A 5,039-nucleotide genomic window follows, 5' to 3' on the forward strand; every position below is an offset into this window, starting at 1 on the left:
GGACCCGGCCCTCCGACTCCCCCACACCCCTCCGACGTCCGTCTGGAGAACGACATGCTGTTCGGCAGGTTCAAAAACCGCGTCCCCACACCCGAGGAGGCCCTGCAGGGCCGTCCGGAGCCGGAGTTCGCCGTGCCCGAGCGCCACACCGTGCTGGGCACGGCGTTGCAGGGCCCGTATCCGGAGGGCCTGGAGGTGGCCGACTTCGGCATGGGCTGCTTCTGGGGTGCCGAGCGGGTCTTCTGGACGACGGAGGGCGTCTGGACGACCCTCGTCGGCTACCAGGGCGGGTCCACCCCGCACCCCACGTACGAGGAGGTCTGCTCGGGCCTCACGGGACACGCCGAGGTCGTCCGCGTCGTCTTCGACCCGGCGAAGGTCTCCTACGCCACACTCCTCAAGCGCTTCTGGGAGGCGCACGACCCGACCCAGGGTTTCCGTCAGGGCAACGACACGGGCACCCAGTACCGCTCGGCGGTCTACACCCACTCCGCCGGCCAGGCGAGCGCGGCCGAGGCGTCCAGGGCCGCCTACCAGCGCGTCCTCACCGGCTCCGGCCACGGGGAGATCACCACGGAGATCCTTTCGGCCGAGGACCGCCCCTTCTACCCGGCCGAGGGCTACCACCAGCAGTACCTCGACAAGAACCCGGCGGGTTACTGCGGGATCGGCGGCACGGGTGTGAGCTGCCCGGTGGGGCTGGCCTCGTCGGAGGGCTGAGCGCCCCTCGCGGGCCGTCGGCCCCGTGCGGACCGCCCCCGCTCGTCATCCGAGCGGGGGCGTACGTCGTCGCGCCCCCGCAGTCAGGAGGCAAGCGACGAGTCTTTCGCATCCCGGAGAACCCTTTTCGGCCAACGGAACGCGACACTTGGAGAGCACCCCTGCCGTCGGCACCTGTTCACTCCCGTACACGACCCGAAGCGTCTCGAACATGCGCACGGGCCTTCGCTGTTCGCTACGCGGCAAAGAGCATGGGGCAAACCTGCCGCGCCGATGGGGCCGGAGAGGGCGGCGCCATGTAGGCGTATGACGGAAATCCGCTTCCGTATGGCGGACCGGTTCGCGTCTGCCCGAGCGGCACCCGGCGGCGATACAACACCGCAATGACTGATCGGAACACCGAACCGGGCGCGCACACCGACGAGGCAGCGAACACCAACGGGACCGCGAACGCCGACGGGAGGGCGAACACCGGCCAGAACGCGAAGGCCGGCCAGACGGCGAACACCGACCGGAACGCGAATACCGGCCGGAGGGCGAACACCGACCGGAGCGCGGATACCGGCGGGAGGGCGAACACCGGCCGGAGGGCGAGCACCGGCCGGAGGGCGAGCAGGCTCAGTCGTCGCAGCGTGCTCGCCGGCATGGGGAGTGTGCCGCTGGCGGCGGGGGCGGCCTCCGCCTCCGTGCCCTCCGGCCGACCCGCCACCGCCGGGAGAGCCGCCGGGGAGGAGGGAGCGCGCCGCACCACCCTCCTCCAGAACGCCTCGCTCGTGCTGACCATGGACCGCCGGCAGGGGTCCGGGGAACTGGGCTCCGTCGAGCACGGGGACGTGCTGCTGCGTGACGGGAAGATCACGGCGGTGGGGCGGCGGCTGCGGGCACCCGCCGGGACTCGCGTACGGGACGTGACGGGCAAGCTGCTGATGCCGGGGTTCGTGGACGTCCACAACCACCTGTGGCAGTCCAGCATCCGCGGTGGCTGCTCCGATCAGGACCTGGTCGGGTGGCTCGCGTCGTGCAACCGCCCGACGCTGCCGAAGATCGGCGCGGCCGACATGTACCGCTTCGTCCACCTCGCGGCGCTCGACGCGCTACGCACCGGCGTGACGACCGTCGTCGACTGGGTGCACGCCATCCCGTACGCGACGAGCGAGAGTTACGTGCGGGCGCTCGACGACGCCGGGCTGCGGTTCGTGTACGCGATGGCGACGGCGCCCGGCGACGAGGGCGCGGTGCGGAAGGTGAAGAGGGAGCTGCTGGATCCGCTGCCGCTCGCCTCCGCGCAGGTGTCCGTGCACGCGGGCATGGAAGGCGTAAGGGAGCTGCGGGCGTCCTGGAAAGTGGCCCGCGACCTGGGGCTGATGGTCAACTCGCATGTGCTGGAGCACAGGAGCGACCGCGAGGCGGGGCAGGTGCGGGCGCTTCGTGAGGTCGGCGCTTTCGGACCCGCGTTGCTGATGAACCACGCGATCCATCTGACGCGCGAGGAGATCGCCCTCACCGGGGACCGGGGGGTGCGGGTAGCGCACTGCCCGCTCAGCAACATGCGGCTCGCTTCGGGTGTCATGCCCCTGCCACGACTGCACCGCCACGGCGTCACCGCGGGGCTCGGCCACGACGGCGGCACCAACGACACGTCCGACATGTTCGCCCTGATGAAGACCGCCGTCGGCCTCCAGCGGGCCGTGCACGAGGACGCCGAGGTGTACCCGACGCTCCCCGCCGTCCTGCGCATGGCCACCCTCGGCGGCGCGGAGGCCGTCGGCATGGACGACCAGGTCGGCTCCCTCACCCCCGGTAAACGCGCCGACGTGCTGGTCCTCGACCCCGGCACCCTCAACTTCGCCCCCCGTACCGACTGGACCAGCCAACTCGTGCTCAACGGCCAGCCGCCCAACGTCACCGACATCTACGTCGACGGCCGCCTGCGCAAGACCCGCGGCGCGCTCGTGGGCGTGGACGAGGCCGAGGTCGTCCACCAGGCGGAGCTCGCCGCCAGCCACCTGGAGCGCGCCACCTGAGCCGGCGGGGAGGCCGCGCCCCCCTCCCCGCCGGCTCAACCGCCCCGCTTCCGCGGCTGCGCGGCTGCGGAGGAACCGCCGGGGCCGGAGGAATCGGCGGCGCGGGGCGGTACGGCGACGCGCCAGCCCGGGTTGTAGGTGTGGGGCACCGGGTGGAGGCGCCAGCCGGCTGCCGCGGCCCAGGCGGGCAGCGGCACACCCCGCAGCACGAGGGCGTGGGGTGTGCCCGCCTGGGCGGGGTGGCAGCCGGCGGTGTGGGCCACCGGAATGGTGGAGCTGTTGCCGCCGAGTACGCAGGGAGGGCGTACGCCGTGGGCGCGCAGCACCGCTTCGATGCGCTGCCAGTCGTGGCGGGCCGCCGCCTGGATCCCGGAGTGGATACCCAACTGCTGGAGCTGGAGGGCGAGGTGGGCGGCGGCGAGAGCGCCACCGACCAGCGGGACGAGCACCCGTGCGCGCCGTGCTCCGCGCCCGCGGGCCCACCGTGCGCTCTCCAGGGCGCCGAGCGCGGCGACGGGGGCCAGCAGCGCGTAGGCGGGCAGCAGGAAGCGGGGCGCGGCGTACTCCATGAGGAAGAGGTACGGGACGGCGACGGCGGTGGCGGCCGTCAGCGCGAGCAGAGCCGACGCCGTGCGCCGCTGCTCGCGTGCCGCGCGGAGGCCGAGCCCCACCAGTGGGGGGATCAGCAGCCACCATCCGGCGTTCGACCACTCGATGGTCGCCCCGTCGCACGGGCGGCACAGCAGGGGCCCGTCCAGCGCGGCGGCATGTGCCCTGACGGTGTCGAGGGTCAGACGCGGGCTCATTCCGCCCTGGATCTCACTCGCGGCGCGCACCCGTTCCAGCACACCGCCGAAGCGCAGCGAGGCCTCCACGGCCCAGGGCAGCAGCCCGGCCGCGAGGCCGCAACTGGCCGCGAGCGCGGCCCGCGTCCGGGTGCGGCGGGGCAGCCGACGGGCGCCCAGCGCGGCGGCGAGCAGCACGAGCGCGGGCCACACCGCGTCGTTGGGCCGCATCAGCGCGGCGAGGGCGAGCGCGACCGCCGTGCCCGCGCGGCTCCGTCCCGTGCCGGGGCTGCGGACGAAACAGCCGACGGCGGCCACCAGGCCCATGGCCACGTAGTGGTTGGGCATCGCCGCGCCCGCGTAGAAGAGCGCGAACCACACGCTGCCGTAGAGCGCGGCGGCGAGCGGCACCGTCCCGCGCCGGGAGAAGGCGCCCAGCCAGGGCAGGTAGCCGAGGAAGAGGGAGAGGGAAGCGGCCAGCGTCAGGTAACAGCGCAGCAGCGCCACCGAGTCGCTGAAGGCCGCGACGGGTGCGAGGAGCACGGGAACGCCGCGGGTGCGGGGGGCGCTGAAGGGTGTTTCGGGCCCGTAGGGCGCGAAGCGGCTCGCGTAGACGAGTTCGTCCCAGCCGAGCGGCAGTCCGGGGTGGACGACGGTGAGCGAGAGCAGCCCGAAGGCCCCGCACACCCCGGCGAGCCACCAGCGTTCGTCCCGCCACCACCGGTGCGGCTCGGCGGTCCGCTTCGCGCGCCCTGCGGCCGGTGCGGGGTATCCGGTCGCCCGTGCGGGCCGCTCCGCACTCCGTGCAGAAGATGACATACGCGGCATCTTGGCGCCGGGAGCCGGAAACCCCGTGGAGGCCGGCGCCTGCCGCGCGCCGGGCCACACAGCGGGACTCTACGGTCGCAGACGCGAACGACCCCGACTCAACGCGCCTCTCGGACGACGCCCTTGACCCAGCCGCCGCAGTAGGTCAGCTTGCCGTTCTGACGGCCTGCGCATCACCGTCTCCCGCCACTTCGCGGGCACCGGCACGGCTGCGCGCCTCCAGGTTCTCGACCTCGCCGACCGCCCGCTGACCCCTCCCGCCGACGACACCCCTCCGGTCGCGGAGCGGCACGCCGCCTGGCACACGGCCCAGGTCTTCCGCGGCTGACCGCCCCTGATCGATGCCGCCGACATCCCGCATGCCCGCGGATGTCCCGGACGCGTGCCGTCGTCCCGCACGCCCGCGGATGTCCCAGATGCCCGCGGGTGTCCCGCACGCCCCGCAGGGGTCCCGGGCGCGGCGCGGTCCGCCGACGGGCCGGAATCCCGGCGCGGTGCCACCGGGCCGCCGGATAGCGTGACCGGTGGCACGGCTACGAGACCGACACCCAGGAGCACGTGAACCAGGCCGTGTACCTCCAGTACGGCGAGCACGCACGCTGGTCGGCGCTGAAAGCAGCCGGTGTCGAGCAGGCCGCCATGGTGGCCCGGGGCGTGGGGCCGGTGGTGCTGGAGCAGACGG

The 5,039-nt window shown here is 73.7% G+C and carries 3 protein-coding genes and 2 pseudogenes; 4 read left to right on the forward strand and 1 reads right to left on the reverse strand.

All coding sequences use genetic code 11. The annotated features are described in order from the left end of the window. Nucleotides 1-54 precede the first annotated feature (54 nt). Together msrA and AB8Z75_RS31135 are read left to right on the forward strand one after the other, a co-directional pair. The gene (msrA, locus tag AB8Z75_RS31130; RefSeq protein ID WP_369207882.1) at nucleotides 55-720 is read left to right on the forward strand and encodes a peptide-methionine (S)-S-oxide reductase MsrA; all 666 of its coding nucleotides are present in this window, start codon (nucleotides 55-57) and stop codon (nucleotides 718-720) included. Nucleotides 721-1,103: 383 nt separating this feature from the next. Further along, nucleotides 1,104-2,744 carry an amidohydrolase family protein gene (locus tag AB8Z75_RS31135; protein ID WP_369207879.1) on the forward strand — a complete coding sequence of 547 codons (1,641 nt, stop codon included), beginning with the start codon at nucleotides 1,104-1,106 and terminating at the stop codon, nucleotides 2,742-2,744. Nucleotides 2,745-2,779: 35 nt separating this feature from the next. Here the strand turns inward: AB8Z75_RS31135 and AB8Z75_RS31140 are convergent, their stop codons facing one another. Continuing rightward, nucleotides 2,780-4,348 carry a hypothetical protein gene (locus AB8Z75_RS31140; RefSeq protein ID WP_369207881.1) on the reverse strand — a complete coding sequence of 523 codons (1,569 nt, stop codon included), beginning with the start codon at nucleotides 4,346-4,348 and terminating at the stop codon, nucleotides 2,780-2,782. Between the two features lie 172 nt (nucleotides 4,349-4,520). Between AB8Z75_RS31140 and AB8Z75_RS31145 the strand changes: the two are divergent. Both AB8Z75_RS31145 and AB8Z75_RS31150 read left to right on the forward strand, forming a co-directional pair. Beyond that, nucleotides 4,521-4,685 (forward strand): annotated as a pseudogene (locus AB8Z75_RS31145) (restriction endonuclease); the annotation flags it as partial. A gap of 203 nt (nucleotides 4,686-4,888) precedes the next feature. Further along, a pseudogene (locus tag AB8Z75_RS31150) lies at nucleotides 4,889-5,039 on the forward strand (acyl-CoA thioesterase); the annotation flags it as partial.

Origin of the sequence: Streptomyces sp. PU-14G, from assembly GCF_041028275.1 — a bacterium.
Taxonomy (GTDB): Bacteria; Actinomycetota; Actinomycetes; order Streptomycetales; family Streptomycetaceae; genus Streptomyces.